Source organism: Streptomyces sp. NEAU-W12 (assembly GCF_026242095.1).
In the GTDB taxonomy this organism is placed as follows: Bacteria; Actinomycetota; Actinomycetes; order Streptomycetales; family Streptomycetaceae; genus Streptomyces.
Genome location: NZ_JAPJDM010000021.1, coordinates 1 through 21,701 on the forward strand (window position 1 = coordinate 1; position 21,701 = coordinate 21,701).

Below are 21,701 nucleotides of genomic sequence, written 5' to 3' on the forward strand. Positions count from 1 at the left end.
AAGGGGTTCGCGGAGGCGTACGGCATTCAGGGCGAGCCGAATCCGTTGCAGCGGTCCGTGATGGACGAGTTGCGGGAGGCGATGGGAGAGGGGCGTCGTGGCGGCATCGGTCCGTTCGGGTGGCCGGGCTGTCTTCTCATACGGTTCTCGTCCCGGGCTCAACACTTCGTCACGGGTCGTCCCCGGCTTCCCCTCCCTGTTCCTCACCTATCTGAGGCGTGAACCGCGCCGCCGCAGGAGAGCGGCCCTCGTCGTCGCCTCCGGCCTCGCGCTCGGTACTGCGCTCGGCCTGGCGGGCGCGTACACCGTCACCGCGATCAGCCCCACCCTGCAGGCCGGACGCGCCGCCGACGAACCCACCGGAAACCTCGACGAGTCGATGCGCGACGCGATCATGGACGTACTGATCCGGATGTGGAAGGAGCTCGGGCTCACCTTCGTCATGGCCACCCGCGACTCCCCCCTGGCGAAGCAGGCCCCGCGCGTGGCGACCATCCGCAAGGGCCGCGTCACGGTCAAGGAGGACGTGGGCGCCTGACCCGCGGGCACCGCGCGCCCCCGCCGCCGGTCGGGTACCGGTGAGGAAGGATTCCGAAGCTGCTTCCGGGGCCGGCGGAGTTGCCGGCAGGGCGGGCTTGCTCCCGGTCCCGCGTACGGTTCCGTGGCTTCGTGACCGGGGCGGACCGCGGGCGGTCGCGCCCGCGGGACCGGCCGGGCGGACGGGTGCGCACATCCAGTGCCCGGGCGTGCTCCCGGCCGGGGCCGGCCCCTCCGCCCCGGCCGGGAGCGCCGCCCCGCCGGTCAGGTGGCGGCGAGGAGGGACTCGAGCGCTGTTGCCGAGGCCGGGTGACGGGCCGGGAGGAGGGCCGCGCCCGCCGGAGACGCCGGTGCGGCGGCCGGGGCCCAGCCCTCGGTGCAGCCCAGCAGATCCGCCACCGCGTCGCAGGTCGCCGGGTGGGCCGCCAGCAGCGCCGTGCCCGCCGGTGCGGCCGGTGCGGCGGCCGGGGGCCAGCCCTCCGTGCAGCCCAGCAGCGCCGCCAGCGCGTCGAACGCGGCGGGATGCGCCGGTGCCAGCGCGGCGCCCCGGCGGACGTCGGCCGCCGCCTGCCCCGCCGCCCGTGCCGAGCGGCGTACGGGGGCCGGGGCCCGCCACGGCGGGATCCACGCGTCCAGCGCCGCGAGCCGGCCCGGGAAGATCCGCCCGGCCTCACGGACCAGCAGCGGAGCGAGATCCGCCGCCCCCGACCGCAGCGTGCTGATCAGCGTCGGGAGCCACGGCAGCAGCACCGCGTCGGGCAGCCGCCCGAACGCGTTCGACACCGCCTCCACGACCACGTCCGCCAGGCCCGGCACCGGCTCCAGCGCGTGCACGAAGCCGCTCAGGTAACGCGGATACGCGGGCACCACCAGCGGGTTGGCCAGCAGTTCGTCGCACCGGGCCCGCAACCGCTCGCGGGAGAGCGTGCCGAGCTGCACCTGTGCCGCCCACAGCAGGGCCGTCTTCGACGGATCCTCGGGGTGGGACTGCGCGACCGCCAGCTCCAGCTGCGCCCGGTCGCAGCCCAGCGACAGCGCCAGGCTCTCCATGCCGAACAGGAAGCCCAGCATCGCCGCGACCTGCCCCACCGTCGCGTCCTCGTCGGTGAACGCGGTCGGCAGCAGCGTGCAGTAGTGCGCGTAACCGGCCTTGACGAAGGACTCGATCCACGGCGGCAGTGCCGGCTCGCTCGTCCGGTAGTACGCGAGCAGCCTGCGCACCCGGCGCAGCACCTCCGGCGCCCCGTCGACGCTGCGCTCGGACGCCAGCACCTCCAGCGCGCGCGTGCCCAGCTCGTCGGCCAGACGCCGGCCGCCCAGGTACAGCGTCGCGTCCTCGACGGCCTCCAGGACCGTCGCCGCCGTCGCCTGCGGCGCGTACGCGGCGCGGCGCAGACGCTGCTCCAGGACCTGCTCGATGCTGACACCCTCGTAGCCCAGCTCGATGAGGGCCCGCTGGTGGGTGCCGAGCGCCAGGTCCCACGACTCCTGGATCGACCGCTCGCCGAGCGCGCGCTCGCCCATGATGGGCCGGGCCGCACCCTGCGGCAGCAGCCGGCGCAGCATCCACAGCACGTCCGAGCAGGCCCGCAGCTCCGGCTGGGACGCCATGTCCAGCAGCGCCCGCCGCACGCCCCGCTGCTGGAGCTTCAGCCCCAGCGGCTCCAGCCGGTCGTGCACGTCGCGGGCCAGCGGCGGCAGCGAGTCGTAGCCGACCTGGCCGGTCCGGTCGCCGCCCATCATGATCTCGACGAGCCGCCGCACGTCCCGCCGCCCCGGCACCGCGTCCTTCTCGATGCAGGTGACCGCCGCGTCCTGGAAGTCGTACGGCGTGGGCTTGACCCGGCCCCGCATCCCGGCGAGCAGGATCGACGTCTCGAAGACGGCGATCGCGTCGGCGGTGGAGGCGAGATAGCCGTTGCGCCGGGCCGCGCCCACGATGTCCACGCACCAGCCGAGCAGTTCGGCCTCGTCCAACGGGTCCAGGACCGGCGGCCGGCCCAGGAAGCCGGACAGCCGGTCCGTCGGGGCCGGGCGCGCCCCCCCCCCCGCCCGGCCGGCGGGGGGCTGGGCCCCGGCCCCCGTCGTTCCGCCCGCCCCCGCGCGCCGCCCCCGCCCCCGCCCCCCCCCCCCCGGGCCCCCGCCCCCCCCCCCCCACGCCCCCGCCGCCGGTACGGCGGTCTGCTTCGCCCGGGACCTCTTCGTACCGGCCTGGCCCGCCAGCCGGTACGGCGTGACCCGGGTGCGCCTGAGACTCTTCGCCCACTCGGTCGCCGCGATGGACACCGAGCCGGCGGCGAGAGCGAACTGCGCCTCGATCGCCGCGTGGCTGGACGGGATCAGCCCGTGCTGCCACACGGTGGCGGAGCGCGGTGAGATCTCGTACGTGCCGGAGCCGGCCACGCCGAACTCCTCCACCCTGCTGGCCGCGTGGAACGCGCCGCAGACGTACAGGCAGTCCTCGGGGTCGGTGCCGGTCGCGGCCAGGTGCTCCCGCATCCGGGTCCACATGTACCGCTCGCGGTCCTCGTCGATCCGCACCCGTGACGGGTCGCCGGGGGCGAGCCGCCGGAACAGGCTGCCGATGAGGAACATCACCTGGCGGTAGGCGTCGTGGTCGCCGTCGCCGAGCGGCAGCTCGACGTACTGGTGCCACCACTCCGACCAGTGCCGCACCCTGCCGTGCCGCAGCAGGTGTTCCTCCAGTTCGGCGAAGCGCGGCCGCAGGTCGCCGATCTCCACGCCGACGGCCTCGCCGTGCAGCGCCGCCCGGGTGGCGTCGTCGGGGTCCGCCGCGTCCGCGTCGGCGTCGGCGTCGGCGTCGGCGTCGGCCTCCGTCTCCGTGGCGGGCCGGCCGCGGCTGTCCCACTGGAACACGTGGTCGGAGGACCGGTCGACGAGGACCAGTTCCACACCCGGGGTGTCCAGCGCGTACGCGATCGCCTGGTACTCGGCGGACGCCTCGGTGATCGGCGCGACCACCGACAGCGGCGCCCACTCGGGCGGGAAGCCGTCCACCTCGTTCGCGAACGCCTGGACGGCCACCGGCAGGCGGCAGTTGCGCAACTCGGTGAGGAGCGGCGCCATGTCCTCGCACAGCTCCAGGTACACCACCTTGGGCTGCTTCTCGCGCAGCCGGCGGGCCATCGCGAGGGCCGAGGCGGGCGAGTGGTGGCAGACGGGGAAGATCTCCAGCGGCTCGCGCACCGCGCGGTCCACGTCGTCGATCATGCCGAGGAGGATGCCCTCCAGGGCGTCCGGCCCGCCGGCGAACGCGACGGCGGCCTCGTGGAGCCGGTCGCGGAGCCCCGCGAAGGTGCTTTCCCCCACGGCGGGCGCGCTCGCGGGTGCGCTCTCGGGTGCGGCGCTCATGACAGCGTCGCGATCGCGTCCCGGCCGCCCTCCAGGAACTCGGGCCACGAGCCGCCCTGCTCCTTGCTGCGCGGCTCGACGACACCGTGCAGGTACTTGTTGAGGATGGCCAGGTCCTCCGGCTCGCGGCGGGCGAGGGAACCGACGAGCGAGGAGGCGAGGGAACGGGCGGTCAGCGTGCGCTCGCCGAAGAAGTTGCTGTGCAGGACGGCGTCCTCCAGCACACCGATCTGCTCGGCAGTCGACAGCGCGGACTCCAGCTTCTCGTCGTCGCTGCCGGCCGCGGCGGCGGAGGCGCGCAGGTCGGCGAAGCTCTGCAGCAGCACGTCGAGCAGGGTCGGCGGCACCTCCAGTTCTATCGAGTGGCGGCGCAGCAGCTCCTCGGTGCGGAAGCGGACGATCTCCGCCTCGCTCTTCTTGTTCGTCATCACCGGGATGCGGACGAAGTTGAAGCGGCGCTTGAGTGCGGACGAGAGGTCGTTGACCCCGCGGTCGCGGCTGTTGGCGGTGGCGATGATCGAGAAGCCGGGCTTGGCGAAGACGATGTTGTCGCTGCCGCCGCTCTCCAGCTCCGGCACGGAGATGTACTTCTCGGACAGGACGGAGATCAACGCGTCCTGGACGTCGCTGGTGGAGCGGGTCAGCTCCTCGAAACGGCCGATCGACCCGGCCTCCATCGCGGTCATGATCGGCGAGGGGATCATCGACTCCCTGGACTGGCCCTTGGCGATGACCATGGACACGTTCCAGGAGTACTTGATGTGGTCCTCGGTGGTGCCGGCCGTGCCCTGCACCACGAGCGTGGAGTTGCGGCTGATCGCGGCGGACAGCAGTTCGGCCAGCCAGCTCTTGCCGGTGCCGGGGTCGCCGATCAGGAGCAGGCCGCGGTCGGAGGCGAGGGTGACGATGGAACGCTCGACGAAGCTCCGGTCGCCGAACCACTTCTGGGAGATCTCCCGGTCCAGGCCGTCGGAGCGCTCGGAGCCCAGTACGAACAGCCGGACCATCTTCGGCGACAGCCGCCACGAGAACGGCTTGGGGCCGTCGTCGACCGACTCCAGCCAGTCCAGTTCCTCGGCGTACTTGATCTCGGCGGGCGCGCGCAGCAGGTCGGACATCGGGTGAGGGCCTTTCCGTTCGGTGCTCGGGGAGGAGAAGTTCGGGTGCGGGAATCGGGTGGGATCAGGTGAGAAACGTCTTGAGCTCGTGCACGAGCTTCTTGATGTGGCCGGAGATCACCGGCGTGCCGAGGTCCTTGAAGCGCTCCCGGAACCACGGGTTGACGCTGCCGCGCCCGGCGCTGGTCACCGAACCGACCGGGATGAACTTCGCGCCCGAGCGGTGGACGGCGGACATGCTCTCGAACAGCTCGTCGGCGCGCCATTCGTAGAAGTCGGAGATCCACACCACGACGGTGCTGCGCGGTTCGGCGATCTTCGGCTGGGCGAGCGCCATGGCCACGGTGCCGTCCGTGCCGCCGCCGAGCTTGGTGCGCAGCAGGGTCTCGAACGGGTCGTGCGCCCAGGGGGTGAGGTCCAGCGCCTGGGTGTCGTAGGCGATCAGGTGGACGTCCACCTTCGGCAGACCGGCGAAGATGGAGGCCAGGATGGTGCAGTTGACCATCGAGTCGACCATGGAGCCCGACTGGTCCACGACGACGATCAGCCGCTGCGGTGTCGTCCTGCGGCTGGTGTGCCGGTAGTAGAGGCGGTCGACGTAGAGCCGCTCCTCCTCCGGGCTCCAGTTGGTGAGGTTCTTCCAGATGGTGCGGTCGATGTCGAGGTTGCGGAAGACCCGCTTCGGCGGGACGGACCGGTCGATGTCACCGACCGTGGACTTCTCCACCTGGGTGCGCAGGACCTGGGAGACCTCGTCGACGTAGCGGCGGATCAGCGACTTGGCGTTCGCCAGGGCCACGCCGGAGAGATTGTCCTTGTCCCGCAGCAGCTGCTCGATCAGGGACATGCTCGGGGTCAGCCGCGCGGCCAGCCGCGGGTCGGCCAGCACCTCGCGCAGCCGCATCCGCTTGACCAGGCCGGCCTCCAAGGAGCCGAGTTCCGGGCCGACGGCGGGGATCAGCCGGCTGAGGTCGGGGGTGCGCCCGCCCCCACCGGTACCGGTGGGGCCGACCCCCCGGCCGCCCGCGCCGGTGCCCCGCAGGTCGCCGGGACGGCAGCCGAGTGCCCGCTCCAGCCAGCCCGCGTCGGACTGCCAGCGGGCCAGCTGCTCGGCGGTGACGGCGCCGGAGCCGGTGGAGAAGACGTTCAGCAGGACCTTGGAGACCAGGGCCGCGCGCCGCACCTCGGCGGCCCGGTCGCGGGCTTCGTCCTCCTCCGGCCCGGGGGCCATCAGGCCGTCGAACTCGGCGGCCAGCTCCGGGTGCCGCTGCACCACGGAGTCGACGGAGGCGTCCGGGTCGAGCAGCGCGGGCGGCAGCCCGATGTCCTCGACCACGGCCAGGCTCGCCGACTCCAGCGAGGCCTGCTCCTCGGGGTCGAACAGCCGGGCCAGCAGCCGCCAGTAGAGCACCTGACGCCTGTTGTCGTCCGGGTCGGGCCCGGCGGCCTCGGCGGGCCCGGCCGGTGTACGGGGACCGGCGGCCGGTACGGGAGTGGGGTCGGTCATTTCCGCAGCAGCCTTCCGGCTCGCTCACGCAGCGCGTCGACGGCGCCGGTGGCGGCCTTCTCCGCACGGACACCGGCCTTGTCGGCGGTGCCCCCGGCCCACGCGCCGGCGTGCACGGCGACGGCCTTCCTGCGGACCGTCCTCTCCACGGCCAGCGGCTGGACGTGGAACGTCCCGGCGTCCCACCGGAGCAGCGCGACGCACGCGCCGGACGCGGCGACGGCCTCGGCGGTGAGCGGTCCGGCGGCCGGTATCCGGTCGGTGTCGACGGCCAGGCGGTGCCCGGCGACCAGGAACACCGTCCCGTCGTCGTCCTGCTCCGCCTCGTACCCCTCCAGCAGGACGGGGACGGCGATCCGGGCCGGATGCCGGTCCAGGGGGGCGGTGGCCGACGAGGTGGCCGTCGGCAGCGCCACGCGCGCGGTGGCGAAGGCGTCGGCCGGCTCGCCCGTCCGGGCGTGCGCGTCGTCCCAGATCAGGTCGCCCTCGGCGGTGACGGGCATCGCGTCGAGGTCCATCGAGCGGCCCTCGCCGGCCGCGGCCAGCAGGGACAGGTGCGGGCGCAGCAACTGCCACAGGCCCGCCCCGACGACCGTGTCGGGCTTCGGGGCGGACGCGGCGGCCCGCACCAGCCGGGGCGCGGTGCCGTCGGCGGGCTCGAACACCGCGTGGACCTGGGCCTGTACGGCGGTCGCGTGCTCCTGCACGTCGATCCCGAGCGGAAGCAGGCGGCCGGTGGCCGTGTCCGCCGCGGGGGCGCCGGTCGCACCCGGCAGCGTCAGGAGCAGGGCCCGCGACCAGAGGTCCGCCCACCGGCGCACCGGGATCCGCTCCAGGGTGGCCCCCGGGCAGGACGCGGCGAGTTCGGCGGCGAACCCGTCCAGCAGCGTGGCCTGCCGGCGCAGCGCGGGGTCGGGCAGCATCGCGGAGACGACGGGCGCGGCACCGCCGACCAGTTCGTGGTCGATGCCCTGCCAGCCGGCGCGCGCGAGGTCGCTCAGCCAGCTGCGGGCGGCGGCGAGGAGGTTCGCGGCGTGGCCGGCGCCGACGGCCCCGGCCGGGGCGGTCTCCTCGGCGACGGGCCGGCCGACGGCCTCCGCCACGCGGGCGGCCAGCGCGTCGTGCACCGAGCCGAGCAGGGCGGCCCGGGCGGCGGCGAGGGCGACGAAGTGGTCCTCGCCCGCGGTGCCGGCCACCGCCTTGTCGGCCGCCTCGGCGACGCGTGCGGCGAGCGGGGTCCCGGCGACGGCATCGGCCAGCTCCACCACACCGGCGGCCTGCTCGGGCTGCGGCCGGAGCAGACCGGCTACGAGCACCGCGTCGAAGGCGTCCACGGCCGCGAGGGCCTCGTCGAGACCCTCGACGGGGTCGAACAGCAGATCGGCGCGCATCATGCCACCGCCCTCGTCGTCGGGAACCACTGCATCTCGGGCAACGGCGCGGTCGTCGGAGCCAGTTCGAGATACGCCAGGTGCCGCAGGAACCGGCTGAACACGGGCGCCGCGGCCGAGGTGTCGCCCTGCGCGGGCCGCGCGACGACCATGGCGGAGGTCACCGCGTACGCGTCCGGCTCCCCGCCCTCCACCTCGACCTTCAGGTAGCGGGCCACGCGCCCGGCGCCGTACTGCAGCACTGCTTCGTCGACCAGTGCCCGTATGTGGTTGCAGAACATGCCGTGCGCGCCGCCGCAGGGGCGGTTGTTGTTGGTGCTGCACGCGAACGCGTAGGTCCCGGCGGCGACGGACGACACGTACACACGTCCGATGTCCGACCCGCTGGAGACCACCCCCTGCAGCCGGCCGTCCGCCAGCTCGACGAACGGCACCTTGGACAGCTTCCGCGGCCGCGCGGGCGCCACCACCCGCGCCGTGCTCGACTTCTCCCAGACGGACAACGCACCATCTCCCCTGCATGCGAAAGCGGACGTCAACGCCACGTCGGCGCAACACGACCGAAGCTATCCCCGACCACTGACAACGCGGCCGCCCCGCGTGGAGCCCCGGACGGGGCCGCCCGGAAGCGGGCCCCGCGCCCCCGCTTGCGCGCCCGCCCGAGCACTCGTCCGCACTCCGTCACCGTCCCGCCAACCCATCGGTCAGGTAACGGAGTTACGGCGGTGGCGTCACAGGCACCCCACGACTGCCCGTCAACTCCGCGATCCCCTCCGTAACCCCTTGAGACGCTTGATCACCCCTCGGCATACTGCGTGACCCGGGGGGTGCGCACACGCGTACGAGACCACCCCCGGCCGGGTGATGGGGAAAACACCCGGAACATCCGCTAGGGGGAACCTTGCGCAGACAAGTCAAAAGAGCGCGCGCGACGGGCGCGGCCACGGTCGCCACGGCAGCAGCCGTGGCGCTCGTGGCGGGCATGACCGGCCCGGCGTCGGCGAACGGTGGACGGACGGACGCGGTGTCGGCCGCGGGCACCGCGACCGACACCGCCGCCCGGACGGCGTCCTCGCCGAAGGCCAAGCACCGCATCACGCTCATCACCGGGGACCGGGTCGCCGTGGACGCCAGGGGCCGCGTCGTCGGCCTGGAGCGGGCCAAGGGGCGGGAGGACATCCCCGTCCAGATCCACAGGTCCGGCGGCCACACCCATGTACTGCCGGCGGACGCCGCCCGGCTGATCGCGAGCGGCAGGCTCGACCGGCGGCTCTTCGACGTCACCGAACTCGGCAAGGCCTCCACCCGCCGCTCCCAGCAGCGCGGCCTGAAGGTCATCGTCGGCTACCGGGGCCGCGCCGCCGCCGCGAAGTCCGACGTCCGCGACGCGGGCACGCTCCGCCGGACCCTCGGGGCCCTGAACGCCGACGCCGTGCAGACCCCGCACGAGGACACGCCCGACCTGTGGAAGGCGGTCACCGACGGCGACCGGACCGCGTCCGGCATCGCACACGTCTGGCTCGACGGCGTCCGCAAGGCGTCCCTCGACACGTCCGTCGCGCAGATCGGCACCCCCAAGGCGTGGGCCGCCGGCTACGACGGCAAGGGCGTGAAGATCGCCGTCCTGGACACCGGTGTCGACACGACCCATCCGGACCTGAAGGGCCAGGTGACCGCGTCCAAGGACTTCACCGGCTCGTCGAACACCGGCGACAAGGTCGGTCACGGCACCCACGTCGCGGCGATCGCGGCCGGTACGGGGGCCAAGGGCGGAGCCAAGTACAGGGGCGTCGCACCCGGCGCCAAGGTCCTCAACGGCAAGGTCCTCGACGACTCCGGCTTCGGTGACGACTCCGGCATCCTGGCCGGCATGGAGTGGGCGGCCGCGCAGGGCGCCGACGTCGTCAACATGAGCCTGGGCGGCCAGGACACGGCCGAGATCGACCCGCTGGAGGCGGCGGTCGACAAGCTCTCCGCCGAGAAGGGCGTCCTGTTCGCCATCGCGGCCGGGAACGAGGGCCCCGAGTCGATCGGTTCGCCCGGCAGCGCCGACGCCGCCCTGACCGTGGGCGCCGTCGACGACAAGGACGAGCTCGCCGACTTCTCCTCCACCGGCCCCCGCCTCGGCGACGGCGCCGTCAAGCCGGACGTCACCGCGCCCGGCGTCGACATCACGGCCGCCTCGGCGAAGGGGAACGACATCGCCAAGGAGGTCGGCGAGAAGCCGGCCGGCTACATGTCCATCTCGGGCACGTCGATGGCGACCCCGCATGTCGCGGGCGCTGCCGCGCTCCTGAAGCAGCAGCACCCCGACTGGACCTTCACGGAGCTGAAGGGCGCGCTCACCGGCTCCACCAAGGGCGGCGCCCACACGCCGTTCGAACAGGGCTCCGGACGGGTCCAGGTCGACAAGGCCGTCCGGCAGACGGTGATCGCCGAGCCGGTCTCGGTGAGCTTCGGCGTCCAGCAGTGGCCGCACACCGACGACAAGCCGGTCACCAGGCAGGTGACCTACCGCAACCTCGGCACCGAGGACGTCACCCTGAAGCTGACGTCCACCGCCACCAACCCCAAGGGCAAGGCGGCACCGGCCGGCTTCTTCACCCTGGGCGCCACCACGGTGACGGTCCCCGCGGGCGGCAAGGCCTCCGTCGACCTCACCGTCAACACCAAGCTCGGCGGCACCACCGACGGCGCGTACTCGGCCTACGTGGTCGCGACCGGTGGCGGCCAGAGCGTCCGCACGGCCGCGGGCGTGGAGCGGGAGGCCGAGTCCTACGACGTGACGCTCAAGGTCCTCGGCCGCGACGGCAGGGCGAGCGCCGACTACATCGCCGCCCTGGACGGCCTCACCGGCGCGGCGGCCGGCGAGTGGTTCATGCCCTACGAGGCCGACGGAAACGTCACCGTCCGAGTGCCCAAGGGCGACTACCTCGTGGACGCCGCGGTGTTCACCGGTTCCGACCCGGAGAACTTCGAGGGCGGCGACTGGCTGGCCCAGCCGAAGCTGAGCGTCACCAAGAAGACCACGGTCACGCTGGACGCCCGCAAGGCCAAGCCGGTCAAGGTCACCGTGCCGGACAAGACGGCCAAGCCGGAGTCGGCCTCGGCCGACTACTCCGTGGAGACGAAGAACTCCGTCCACGGCTTCGGCTGGTGGCTGGAGTCGTACGACAACTTCCGTACCGCCCACCTCGGCCCGCAGATCACCGACGGCTCGCTGAGCCAGCAGTGGGACGCCCACTGGAGCAAGGGCGCCAAGGCGCAGTACAGCACCGTCACCGGCGGCAAGGTCAAGAAGCTCGCCACCGGCTACACCCGCGCCTACAAGACGGCCGAACTGGCCACGGTGAAGGTCGCCATGGGCGCCGCCGCGAAGGGCAAGAAGGGCGCGCTCAGCGCCACGGGCTGGCTGCCGGGCGGCTACTTCGCCTCCTCGGTCGGCCTCCCGCAGGCCCTGCCCGGCACCCGCACCCTGTACCTGTCCACCAAGGGCGGGGTGGAGTGGGGCCTCGACTTCGAGCAGCAGGGCGGGGTCGACGCCGAGGGCTGGCCGGTCACCGACTCCGGTTACACCCTCGGTGACGCCTTCACCTTCAAGGCCGGCAAGACGTACTCCAAGACCGTGAACAAGGCCGTCTTCGGACCGCGTGTCACCTCGGGCCACGGTCTCTTCCGCGACGGCAACACCCTCTACGGGGTCCTCCCGCTGTTCGCCGACGGCAAGGGGAACCCCGGTTCCTCGCAGTTCACCTCGGTCACCACCAGCCTGTACCGCAACGGCACCAAGGTCGGCTCCCACGACGACCCGCTGTTCGGGGACAAGGAGTTCAAGGTGCCCTCCGCCGAGGCCTCCTACCGGCTGACGACCTCGGTCAAGCGCAGCGCCAAGATCGCCGCCGCGTCCACCCGCATCGACGCGAGCTGGACCTTCCGTTCCAAGAAGACCTCCGGCCTGCAGCAACTGCCGGCCTCCACGGCCCGCTTCCAGGCGGTCACCGGACTGGACAGCAAGGTCACGGCGGGCAAGAAGGCCACCTTCCCGGTCACCGTCGAGGGCGCGGCCAAGGGCAAGAACCTCAAGTCGCTCGCCGTGTACGTCTCCTACGACTACGGGAAGACCTGGAAGAAGACCGACGTCAAGAAGGGGAAGATCACCGTCAAGAACCCCGCGAAGGGGAAGGCGATCTCCTTCCACGCCAAGATCGCCGACAAGAAGGGCAACAAGTCGACGCTCTCGGTCTACAACGCCTACTACGGCAAGTGAGAGCCGGGTGAGCAGCGGATGAGCCGTACGCCGGCCCACCGCTGAGCACCGGGCGAGGGCCCGCCGGAAGCACGGCTTCCGGCGGGCCCTCCGCGTTTTGCCCCCCGTCCCCCGCCTGCCCGCCCCCGCGCTCGGGGTGCCACTCAGTGCGACCGGGGCGAGACGTCCGTGGCCCGCCTCGCGTCCGCTCCCCAGCTCCCCAGCAGCCGCAGCGCCTCGGCCGACGGCGAACCCGGCTCGGCGTGGTAGGTGACCAGCTGCTGCTCGCTGTCGTCCACCAGCCGGAACGTCTCGAAGGACAGGGTCAGTTCACCGACGAGCGGATGCCGGATGTGCTTGACGCCGTGACTCTTCTCCTTGACGTCGTGCGCGGCCCACAGCCGCCGGAACTCCTCGCTCTTCACCGAGAGCTCCCCGACCAGCGCGGCCAGCCGGGGGTCGTCCGGGTGGCAGCCCGCGTCCCACCGCAGAAAACTCACCATGTCGGACGTCTTCTGGTCCCATTCCACGAACAGCTCGCGGTAGTCGGGGTTGAGGAACACGAGCCTCGCCCAGTTCCGCTCCTGAGGCGGCAGGGCGCCCCAGTCGCCGAAGACCGCGGCGGCCATCCGGTTCCAGGCCAGGATGTCCGAACGGCGGCCCGCGACGTAGGCGGGGACCGTGTCCATCGTGTCCAGCAGCTGTCGCAGCGTTGCCCGCGTCTGCTGGGTGCGCGGCTGCTGCTTCCGCCTCTGCTGCTTCGGCTTCGCCAGATGCACGAGGTGGGAGTGCTCGGCGCCGGTGAGACGCAGGGCACGCGCGATCGAGTCGAGCACCTCCGCGGAAACGTTCCGCCCGTTGCCCTGCTCCAGGCGCGTGTAGTACGCCACGGACACCCCGGCGAGCTGTGCCAGCTCCTCCCTGCGCAGCCCGGGCACCCGCCGGTGCCGCCCGAAGTCCGGCAGCCCCACGTCCTCGGGCTTCAGCCGGGCCCGCCGGGTACGCAGGAACTCGCTCAGCTCCGCCCGTGGGTCCAGACCGCCGCTCCGGCCGGCCGAGGAGGCGGACGCGGGCACGGGGTCGGTCTGCTCGTCCATACGTCCAGTATTGCCGGTCGTACGCCTGCGGACCTGTCCCCGCCAGTGGTACGCACGGCCAACCTAGGCAAAGCGGTGGCCTGGGTAACCCCCGCCCGCGGGGGCAGGCTGGGGCCGTGCCCGGTCGGAAGAAGGCAACCGGGCGCACCCGTCTTCCTAGGAGAACCCCGGCATGACCACTGTCGTCGCGTACGCCGCACCCGCCGCCAAGGCTCCGCTGGAGCGCACCACCATCGAGCGGCGCGAGGTGGGCGAGTACGACGTCCTGATCGACATCAAGTTCGCGGGCATCTGCCACTCGGACATCCACCAGGCCCGCGAGGGCTGGGGCGAGGCGATCTTCCCGATGGTCCCCGGCCACGAGATCGCCGGAGTCGTGTCGCAGACAGGCCCCGGCGTCACCCGGTTCGAGGTCGGTGACCGGGTGGGTGTCGGCTGCATGGTCGACTCCTGCCGTGAGTGCGACAACTGCAGGGCCGGTCTGGAGCAGTACTGCGCGAACGGTGCCGTGATGACGTACAACGGCATCGGCAAGGACGGCGAGCCGACCCACGGTGGCTACGCGCAGAAGATCGTCGTCGACGAGAACTACGTCGTCCGCGTCCCCGACGGGCTCGCCCTCGACGTGGCCGCTCCGCTGCTGTGCGCCGGCATCACCACCTACTCCCCGCTCAGGCACTGGAACGCCGGGCCGGGCAAGAAGGTGGCGATCGTCGGACTCGGCGGCCTCGGCCACATGGGCGTCAAGATCGCGCACGCGCTCGGTGCCGAGGTGACGGTGCTGTCGCAGTCCCTGCGCAAGAAGGACGACGGCCTGAAGATGGGCGCCGACCACTACTACGCCACCGCCGACCCGGCCACGTTCGAGACGCTGCGCGGGACCTTCGACCTGATCGTCTCCACGGTGTCCGCGCCGCTCGACCTCGACGCGTACCTGTCGCTGCTGCGGACGGACGGCGCGCTGGTGAACGTGGGCGCCCCCGAGCAGCCCGTCTCGCTCAACCTCTTCTCGGTGATCGCCGGACGCAAGACCCTCGCGGGTTCGAGCATCGGCGGCATCCGGCAGACCCAGGAGATGCTGGACTTCTGCGCCGCGCACGGCATCGGCGCGGAGATCGAACTGATCGGCGCGACCGAGATCAACGACGCCTACGAGCGGGTGCTGAACAGCGACGTCCGCTACCGCTTCGTGATCGACACGGCGACGATCTGACACGCGGCCCGGTACGGTCCGGTCACCTGACGGACGAAGCCGTGACCCGGGCCCCGGCGCGCCGGGGCCCGGGCCGGTCGGCGTCCGCCGCGGTCACTGCGGCAGGGTCGCCGGGCTGCCGCCGTTGGCCTCGTAGCCCGCGACCGCCAGGGCCCGGTAGACCGCGAACTCCGCGGCGGGGTCGGGGGACAGGGTCCAGGGAAGCGCGCCGACGTGGCCGTCGATGTGCACCAGCTGGTCCATGGCCTCCGCCCAGCGCTCACCGCGGACCAGGAAGAAGACCAGCAGATGCCGGACGTGGGCCGCCATCGGGTCGTCCGGGCGGGCCGCGTGCACCGCGTGCAGCGCGCCGTGGACCGCCTTCGTCACCACCTGGCTCTGGTAGAAACCGCTGACCAGGTTCACCTCCGGAAGGTGCTCGAACACCGCGAACAGCGGCATCGCGGCCAGCAGCGACCCCTGCGGCGCCCGCGCCGCCGCGGCCTCCGCGAACGAGTTCGCCAGCTCCCGCGAGCCGTGCCACTTCTCGCACCAGTAGTGCAGCGCGGCCAGGTGCGCGCCCATGTGGGCCGGCGCGCGGTCCAGGATCTTCAGCCAGACCTGCTCGAAGTCCGCCCGCTCGTAGGCCAGTCCGCGGGCCACCGACAGCTCCACGATGTACGGGACCGGGTCACCGGGGGCCAGCAGCGCCGCCTCGCCGCACGCCGCCTTCGCCTCCTCCATGATGATCCGGAACTCGTCCGTCCCGGGCGCCGCCGTACGCCACGCCTGCTGCACCAGGAACTCGGCGTGCACCGCCGCGCCGCCCGCGTCCTTGGGTGCCTCCGAGCGCCACACCCGCAGCCACTGCCCGCCCGCGGCCTCACCGGCCGCCCCGCCGGGCCGCGCGGTGAGCTCCAGGGAGGCGGCTCCCGCGAAGGCCTGCACGCGCTGCCAGCGCAGCTCGCTCGTCGCCTCGGTGCCGGCCAGCAACTGCTGGGCCCCGCGGTAGTCCTGGGTGCGCTGCACCAGGTCCAGGACGTCCAGCAGGTCCTGGTCGGGTCCGGGCATGCGGACGTCCAGCTCCTCCTCGAGGGCGAAGCCGTACCCGGCCGGGTCCGCCGCGTCGGGGTGTCCGGCCGGTACCTGCGTGATCCCGCCGCGCCCGCGCCTCAGGAACGGCAGCACCACGAAGCCGATCATGACCACAGCGAGCAGGACCAAGAGAATCTCCATGTCTCAAGCGAACCAGATCGCGCCGCCACTTGGCCAACGTGGTGCCGGACCTGTGGACAACCCGACTCCCGGCGCCGGGGGCGCGGGCGCACTACCCTCGGTGCACATGAGCGACACGCACATCAGCCAGCACTTCGAGACGCTCGCGATCCACGCGGGCAACACGGCCGACCCCCTGACGGGCGCGGTCGTCCCGCCGATCTACCAGGTCTCCACGTACAAGCAGGACGGTGTCGGCGGCCTGCGCGGCGGCTACGAGTACAGCCGCAGCGCCAACCCGACCAGGACCGCGCTGGAGGAGAACCTCGCGGCCCTGGAGGGCGGCCGCCGCGGCCTCGCGTTCGCGTCCGGGCTGGCGGCCGAGGACTGCCTGCTGCGTACGCTGCTCGCCCCCGGCGACCACGTGGTGATCCCGAACGACGCGTACGGCGGCACGTTCCGCCTGTTCGCCAAGGTCGTCGCCCGCTGGGGCGTGGAGTGGTCGGTGGCCGACACCAGCGACCCGGCGGCGGTCCGGGCCGCCCTCACCCCGAAGACCAGGGCGGTGTGGGTGGAGACCCCCTCCAACCCGCTGCTCGGCATCACCGACATCGCCGCCGTCGCCCAGGTCGCCCGGGACGCCGGCGCCCGCCTCGTCGTCGACAACACCTTCGCCACCCCGTACCTCCAGCAGCCGCTCGCGCTCGGCGCGGACGTCGTCGTGCACTCCCTGACCAAGTACATGGGCGGCCACTCGGACGTCGTCGGCGGTGCCCTGGTCACGGGCGACGCGGAGCTCGGCGAGGAGCTCGCCTACCACCAGAACGCGATGGGCGCGGTCGCCGGGCCGTTCGACTCCTGGCTGGTGCTGCGCGGCGCCAAGACGCTCTCCGTGCGCATGGACCGGCACAGCGAGAACGCCACCAAGGTCGCCGACATGCTCAGCAGGCACGCGCGCGTGACGAGCGTCCTCTACCCGGGGCTGCCCGAGCACCCCGGCCACGAGGTCGCCGCCAAGCAGATGCGGTCCTTCGGCGGCATGGTCTCCTTCCGCGTGGAGGGCGGAGAGGAGGCGGCCGTCGAGGTCTGCAACCGGGCCGAGGTGTTCACGCTCGGCGAGTCCCTGGGCGGCGTCGAGTCACTGATCGAGCACCCCGGACGCATGACGCACGCGTCCGTCGCGGGCTCCGCCCTCGAGGTCCCCGCCGACCTGGTCCGCCTCTCCGTCGGCATCGAGAACATCGACGACCTGCTCGAGGACCTCCAGCAGGCGCTCGGCCGCTGAGGGCCGCCGCCGAAGCCCGGGTCGACGGGGCGGAGCCGCCCTCGGCGGCGGCTCCGCCCCGAAGCCGCGCCCGCACGCGGCGCGCACCGCCCCCCACGCCCGCCGCGCACGGCTCGGCCGGCCGTACGACGCGGCCCGGGAGCTCAGGAGGCCGGCTGTTCGTCCTGCCCCGGCAGGGCCGGCGCCGCCATCCGGGCGGACAGCGCGCTGTTGAAGCGCGTGAGGAGCGCACAGAACGCCTCGCGCTCCTCCTGCTCCCAGTCCTCCGTCAGTTCGGCCATCAACCGACGCCGTGAGGAACGGACCTCCTCCAGACGCGACTGCCCGCGCGGAGACAGCTGGAGCACCACCGCCCGGCCGTCCTCGGGGTGCGAGGTGCGTTTCACCAGACCGGTGTCCACCAGCGGGGCCACCTGGCGGGTGACCGTCGACGAGTCGATGCCCATGCTCGCGGCGAGCGCCTTGACCCCCATCGGGCCTTCGTTGTCCAGGCGGTTGAGCAGCAGATAGGCGGCGCGGTCCATGGAGTTGCGCACCTGGCCGACACCGCCGAGCCGGGTCTGTTCGGCACGGCGGGCGAACAGCGCCACCTCGTGCTGCAGCTTTTCGAGGAGGCCGGGGTCACCGACGGTCGTCATGTCCATCGACATGTCAGGTGTTGTGGGCATGGCCGGAGGCTCACTTCGTGAAGGGCTGCTAATTGGGGGACAGGGTACGCGGCCGGAGGCGGGCCGTAGCGACGCTTCGCAAAGCCGCGTCCGCCCGTTGGTCACCGCGTCCGCCCGTCTCCCGTGAACTGCGATGCTGGAGTCATGAGCTACGGCACGGCTGACTCCTTGCGCACCGTCACCCTCGATGACGTACGCGGTGCCCGGAAGATGCTCCAGGGCGTCGCGCGGACGACCGCGATGGAGAGCAGCAGGCACCTGTCCCGCACGGTGGGCACCCCGGTACACCTGAAGTGCGAGAACCTCCAGCGGACGGGTTCGTTCAAGTTGCGCGGCGCGTACGTCCGGATCGCCGGGCTGCTGCCGGAGCAGCGTGTCGCCGGCGTCGTCGCCGCGAGTGCCGGAAACCACGCGCAGGGCGTCGCGCTCGCGTCCTCGCTGCTCGGGGTGGATTCGACGGTGTTCATGCCGAAGGGCGCCCCGCTGCCGAAGATCAGCGCCACCCGGGAGTACGGAGCCGAGGTGCGCCTGCACGGCCAGGTGGTCGACGAGGCGCTGGCCGCCGCCGAGGAGTACGCGGCCGACACGGGCGCCGTGCTCATCCATCCCTTCGACCACCCCGACATCATCGCCGGCCAGGGCACCGTGGGTCTGGAGATCCTGGAGCAGTGCCCGGAGGTGCGCACGATCGTCGTCGGTATCGGCGGCGGCGGGCTGGCCGCCGGGATCGCGGTCGCGGTGAAGGCGCTGCGGCCGGACGTACGGATCATCGGGGTGCAGGCGGAGGGCGCGGCCGCGTATCCGCCCTCGCTGGCGGCCGGGCACCCGGTGTCGGTGCGCGCCCCGGCGACGATGGCCGACGGCATCAAGGTGGGCCGGCCCGGCGACGTGCCGTTCGGGATCGTCGGCGAGCTGGTGGACGAGGTCCGCACCGTCACCGAGGGCGAGCTGTCGGCCGCGCTGCTGCTGTGCCTGGAGCGGGCCAAGCTGGTCGTGGAGCCGGCCGGGGCGAGCCCGGTCGCGGCGCTGCTGAGCCGCCCCGACGCCTTCGACGGGCCGGTCGTCGCCGTGCTGTCCGGTGGCAACGTCGACCCGGTGCTGCTGGAGCGGGTGCTGCGGCACGGCATGGCCGCGCAGGGCCGCTACCTGGCCGTACGGCTGCGCCTGCCGGACCGGCCGGGCGCCCTCGCGACGCTTCTCGGGGCCCTGTCGGTGGCCGACGCCAACGTCCTCGACGTGAGCCACGTACGGACCGACCCCCGGCTCGGGCTCACGGAGGTGGAGGTCGAGGTGCACCTGGAGACGAAGGGTCCGGCGCACCGCACCGAGGTCGACCGGATCCTGCGCGACGCGGGCTACACGGTCATCGACTGACCCCGGCCCGACCCGGCCGGGCGGCGCGACGAAGCCCCCGGCGGTCTCCCTGTCGGGGAGAGCCGCCGGGGGCCGCGTTCGGGGGCGCGACGCGTGCGGAGTCCGGCGTACGGGGTCCCGGCACACGGAGTCCCGGTCGTGCGGAGTCCCGGTCGTGCGGACGCGCAGGACGGAGCCGGCTGGAGTCAGCCGTCGTACGGCTCGGCCTTGAGGATCTTCACCGAGGCCTTCCTGCCGTTCGGCAGCTCGTACTCCGCCTCCTCGCCGACCTTGTGGCCGTTGACCCCGGCACCCAGCGGGGACTGCGGTGAGTACGTCTCGATGTCCCCGCTCGCGTATTCCCGCGAGGCGAGGAGGAAGGTCAGCGTGTCGTCCTCGTCGCCGTCGAAGGCGATCGTGACGACCATGCCGGGCGCCACCGAACCGTCGGCCGCCGGCGCCTCACCGACCTTGGCGCTCTCGAGGAGCTGGGTGAGCTGCCGCACGCGGAGCTCCTGCTTGCCCTGCTCCTCCTTGGCCGCGTGGTACCCGCCGTTCTCCCGCAGGTCGCCCTCCTCGCGCGCGGCGGCGATCTTGGCGGAGATCTCCGTACGCGCGGGACCAGTAAGGTACTCAAGCTCGTCCTTGAGCTTGTTGTACGCCTCCTGGGTCAGCCAGGTGACGTTCTCGCTGGTCTGGGTCACTGGTGCTCCTCGTAGGTACGTGGGAATGCAAAGCTCGCCCTCCCTGAAGGATGTTCCTCCACGGATGGGCGAAACCACGAGCCTAACAATTCAGCGGTGGAAGGGGGAGGACATAAGCCACCAGAATCCTGTTCCCGCAGGTCAGCGGTGCTGCATTTCCCGCAACACCCGGACAGGTCCTAGTCGGCGTGGCAGCCGAGGAGCTCGGCCGAGGTGCCCGGGGACGTCGTGCGCAGCGTGACGACCCTGTCGACACGGGTGTCGTCCCCGCCGAAGCGGAAGTCGGCACGACCCACCTCGGCACCGTCGCCGGCCTGCGACCGCACCGTGCAGTAGCCCTCGACGCCGGCGTCCTTGTGGACCTCCAGACGCACCCGCACCTCGGTCTTCGAGACGTCGAAGGAGATCAGCTCACCGCTGATCTCGTTCTGGACGACGTAGTGGTAACCGAACCAGCCGAACAGGGCCAGCACGACCGCGGCCAGACCCGCACCGACGATCTTGAGAGTGCGGTCCGCGCGTTCGTCCGAGGAGCGGCCGTAGCGGCTCTCGGGCGGTCGCGTGCTCGCCGTACTCATGGTCGTCTCCTCGGCAGGAACGGGACGCGTACTCCCGGGAAGTCCCGGAGGCGGACTCCGGAATTATTCGCCCCCGGCTTCGGTCACTATAGAAGCCTTCCGCCCACCGCCCGACCGCCACCCCACCAGGACGCCCGGGGAACAACACCTACCTCCCACGGGACGGCCGCCGACGGGATCGCGTGCCGGACGCGCGGGGCGTCTGACGACTTGCCGACTTGAGGAATGAGTCTTGACTGACCAGTTGCGACTGATGGCCGTGCACGCCCACCCCGACGACGAGTCGAGCAAGGGCGCGGCCACCATGGCGAAGTACGTGTCCGAGGGGGTGGACGTGCTGGTCGTGACCTGCACGGGCGGGGAGCGCGGCTCCATCCTCAACCCCAGACTGCAGGGCGATCCGTACATCGAGGAGAACATCCACGAGGTGCGCAGGAAGGAGATGGACGAGGCCCGGGAGATCCTCGGGGTGAAGCAGGAATGGCTCGGCTTCGTCGACTCCGGTCTGCCCGAGGGCGACCCGCTGCCCCCGCTGCCCGAGGGCTGCTTCGCCCTTCAGGACGTGGCCGCGGCGGCCGGGGAGCTGGTGCGGAGGATCCGCGCGTTCCGTCCCCAGGTGATCACCACCTACGACGAGAACGGCGGCTACCCGCACCCCGACCACATCATGACCCACAAGATCACGATGGTGGCCTTCGAGGGCGCGGCGGACACCGGGGCGTACCCGGAGGACGAGTTCGGCCCGGCCTTCCAGCCGCTGAAGGTCTACTACAACCAGGGTTTCAACCGCCCCCGCACCGAGACGCTGCACCAGGCGCTGCTGGACCGCGGCCTGGAGTCGCCGTACGGGGACTGGCTGAAGCGCTGGTCGGAGTTCGAGCGCAAGGAGCGCACCCTCACCACGTACGTCCCGTGCGCGGACTTCTTCGAGATCCGTGACAAGGCCCTGATCGCGCACGCCACACAGATCGACCCCGACGGCGGCTGGTTCCGGGTCCCGATGGACATCCAGAAGGAGGTCTGGCCCACCGAGGAGTACGAGCTGGCGAAGTCCCTCGTCGACACCTCCCTCCCCGAGGACGACCTCTTCGCGGGCATCCGCGACAATGCCTGACATGAGCGCAAGCGCACACCTGGCAATGAGCCACCTGGTCACCCTCGCCGAGCTCGACGAGGACAAGGTCACCCCCGGTGTCCTCGGCTTCGTCGTGTTCGCGGTGATGGCCCTGGCGGTCTGGGGTCTGATGAAGTCGATGAACCGGCACATGAACCGGGTCGACTTCGCCGAGCCGGGGCCCCGGGCGGCGGAACCCGGGAACGCCGGGCAGCCGCCCGCCGGCACGGCGGGCGGGAAGCAGGGCTGATCCGCGTAGTCCTCCGGTACCGGGGGGCTGCGCGGCAGCACGCGCGGGCGGCGGCGCCCCGCAGGGTCGCGCGC

At 72.4% G+C, this 21,701-nt stretch carries 16 protein-coding genes and 1 pseudogene; 7 read left to right on the top strand and 10 right to left on the bottom strand.

The window, feature by feature from the left end; translation table 11 throughout:
* Positions 1-346 precede the first annotated feature (346 nt).
* Positions 347-538 (top strand): annotated as a pseudogene (locus ORI94_RS24715) (ABC transporter ATP-binding protein); the annotation flags it as partial.
* Between the two features lie 263 nt (positions 539-801).
* On the opposite strand, the gene ORI94_RS24720 reads toward ORI94_RS24715, so the two are convergent.
* From ORI94_RS24720 to ORI94_RS24740, 5 genes are all read right to left on the bottom strand, one after another.
* Entirely contained in the window at positions 802-3,909 is a 3,108-nt protein-coding gene (locus tag ORI94_RS24720; RefSeq protein WP_266079447.1) for a DUF5682 family protein, read from the bottom strand.
* Positions 3,906-5,027, bottom strand: coding sequence for an ATP-binding protein (locus tag ORI94_RS24725; RefSeq protein ID WP_266079449.1), 1,122 nt, complete (start codon positions 5,025-5,027; stop codon positions 3,906-3,908). The genes ORI94_RS24720 and ORI94_RS24725 overlap by 4 nt, the downstream gene beginning before the upstream one ends.
* Positions 5,028-5,091: 64 nt before the next feature.
* Entirely contained in the window at positions 5,092-6,534 is a 1,443-nt protein-coding gene (locus tag ORI94_RS24730) for a vWA domain-containing protein (protein ID WP_266079451.1), read from the bottom strand.
* Positions 6,531-7,955, bottom strand: coding sequence for a hypothetical protein (locus ORI94_RS24735; protein WP_266079453.1), 1,425 nt, complete (start codon positions 7,953-7,955; stop codon positions 6,531-6,533). The genes ORI94_RS24730 and ORI94_RS24735 overlap by 4 nt, the downstream gene beginning before the upstream one ends.
* Positions 7,925-8,428 (bottom strand): hypothetical protein, encoded by a 504-nt coding sequence (locus ORI94_RS24740; protein WP_266079455.1) that lies wholly within the window; start codon positions 8,426-8,428, stop codon positions 7,925-7,927. Before ORI94_RS24740 ends, ORI94_RS24735 begins: the two co-directional genes overlap by 31 nt.
* A 398-nt stretch (positions 8,429-8,826) precedes the next feature.
* Between ORI94_RS24740 and ORI94_RS24745 the strand changes: the two genes are divergently transcribed.
* The gene (locus ORI94_RS24745) at positions 8,827-12,192 is read left to right on the top strand and encodes a S8 family peptidase (protein ID WP_266079457.1); all 3,366 of its coding nucleotides are present in this window, start codon (positions 8,827-8,829) and stop codon (positions 12,190-12,192) included.
* 143 nt (positions 12,193-12,335) lie between these two features.
* Here the strand turns inward: ORI94_RS24745 and ORI94_RS24750 are convergent, their stop codons facing one another.
* On the bottom strand, positions 12,336-13,268 hold the full coding sequence (locus tag ORI94_RS24750; RefSeq protein ID WP_266079459.1) for a helix-turn-helix transcriptional regulator: 933 nt from the start codon (positions 13,266-13,268) through the stop codon (positions 12,336-12,338).
* A 172-nt stretch (positions 13,269-13,440) separates the two neighbouring features.
* Here ORI94_RS24750 and ORI94_RS24755 point away from each other — a divergent pair, with 172 nt between their 5' ends.
* Entirely contained in the window at positions 13,441-14,481 is a 1,041-nt protein-coding gene (locus tag ORI94_RS24755) for an NAD(P)-dependent alcohol dehydrogenase (RefSeq protein ID WP_266079461.1), read from the top strand.
* A gap of 93 nt (positions 14,482-14,574) precedes the next feature.
* Here the strand turns inward: ORI94_RS24755 and ORI94_RS24760 are convergent, their stop codons facing one another.
* Positions 14,575-15,696 (bottom strand): hypothetical protein, encoded by a 1,122-nt coding sequence (locus ORI94_RS24760; RefSeq protein ID WP_266079463.1) that lies wholly within the window; start codon positions 15,694-15,696, stop codon positions 14,575-14,577.
* A 106-nt stretch (positions 15,697-15,802) separates the two neighbouring features.
* On the opposite strand from ORI94_RS24760, the gene ORI94_RS24765 reads away from it, so the two are divergent.
* Positions 15,803-16,960, top strand: a complete 1,158-nt coding sequence (locus tag ORI94_RS24765) for a cystathionine gamma-synthase (protein ID WP_266079465.1) — start codon at positions 15,803-15,805, stop codon at positions 16,958-16,960.
* A gap of 143 nt (positions 16,961-17,103) precedes the next feature.
* Here ORI94_RS24765 and ORI94_RS24770 read toward each other — a convergent pair whose 3' ends face one another.
* Positions 17,104-17,610 (bottom strand): MarR family winged helix-turn-helix transcriptional regulator, encoded by a 507-nt coding sequence (locus ORI94_RS24770; RefSeq protein ID WP_042165530.1) that lies wholly within the window; start codon positions 17,608-17,610, stop codon positions 17,104-17,106.
* A gap of 162 nt (positions 17,611-17,772) precedes the next feature.
* On the opposite strand from ORI94_RS24770, the gene ilvA reads away from it, so the two are divergent.
* Positions 17,773-19,002 carry a threonine ammonia-lyase gene (ilvA, locus tag ORI94_RS24775; protein WP_266079467.1) on the top strand — a complete coding sequence of 410 codons (1,230 nt, stop codon included), beginning with the start codon at positions 17,773-17,775 and terminating at the stop codon, positions 19,000-19,002.
* A 185-nt stretch (positions 19,003-19,187) separates the two neighbouring features.
* Here the strand turns inward: ilvA and greA are convergent, their stop codons facing one another.
* Both greA and ORI94_RS24785 read right to left on the bottom strand, forming a co-directional pair.
* Entirely contained in the window at positions 19,188-19,685 is a 498-nt protein-coding gene (gene greA, locus ORI94_RS24780; protein ID WP_042165536.1) for a transcription elongation factor GreA, read from the bottom strand.
* 179 nt (positions 19,686-19,864) lie between these two features.
* Entirely contained in the window at positions 19,865-20,263 is a 399-nt protein-coding gene (locus ORI94_RS24785) for a DUF4307 domain-containing protein (RefSeq protein ID WP_266079470.1), read from the bottom strand.
* Between the two features lie 232 nt (positions 20,264-20,495).
* Between ORI94_RS24785 and mca the strand changes: the two genes are divergently transcribed.
* Both mca and ORI94_RS24795 read left to right on the top strand, forming a co-directional pair.
* Positions 20,496-21,377: a mycothiol conjugate amidase Mca gene (gene mca / locus ORI94_RS24790; protein WP_266079472.1), complete on the top strand. Its 882-nt coding sequence runs from the start codon at positions 20,496-20,498 to the stop codon at positions 21,375-21,377.
* Positions 21,370-21,627 carry a hypothetical protein gene (locus ORI94_RS24795; RefSeq protein WP_266079474.1) on the top strand — a complete coding sequence of 86 codons (258 nt, stop codon included), beginning with the start codon at positions 21,370-21,372 and terminating at the stop codon, positions 21,625-21,627. Before mca ends, ORI94_RS24795 begins: the two co-directional genes overlap by 8 nt.
* The last annotated feature ends 74 nt before the right edge of the window (positions 21,628-21,701 follow it).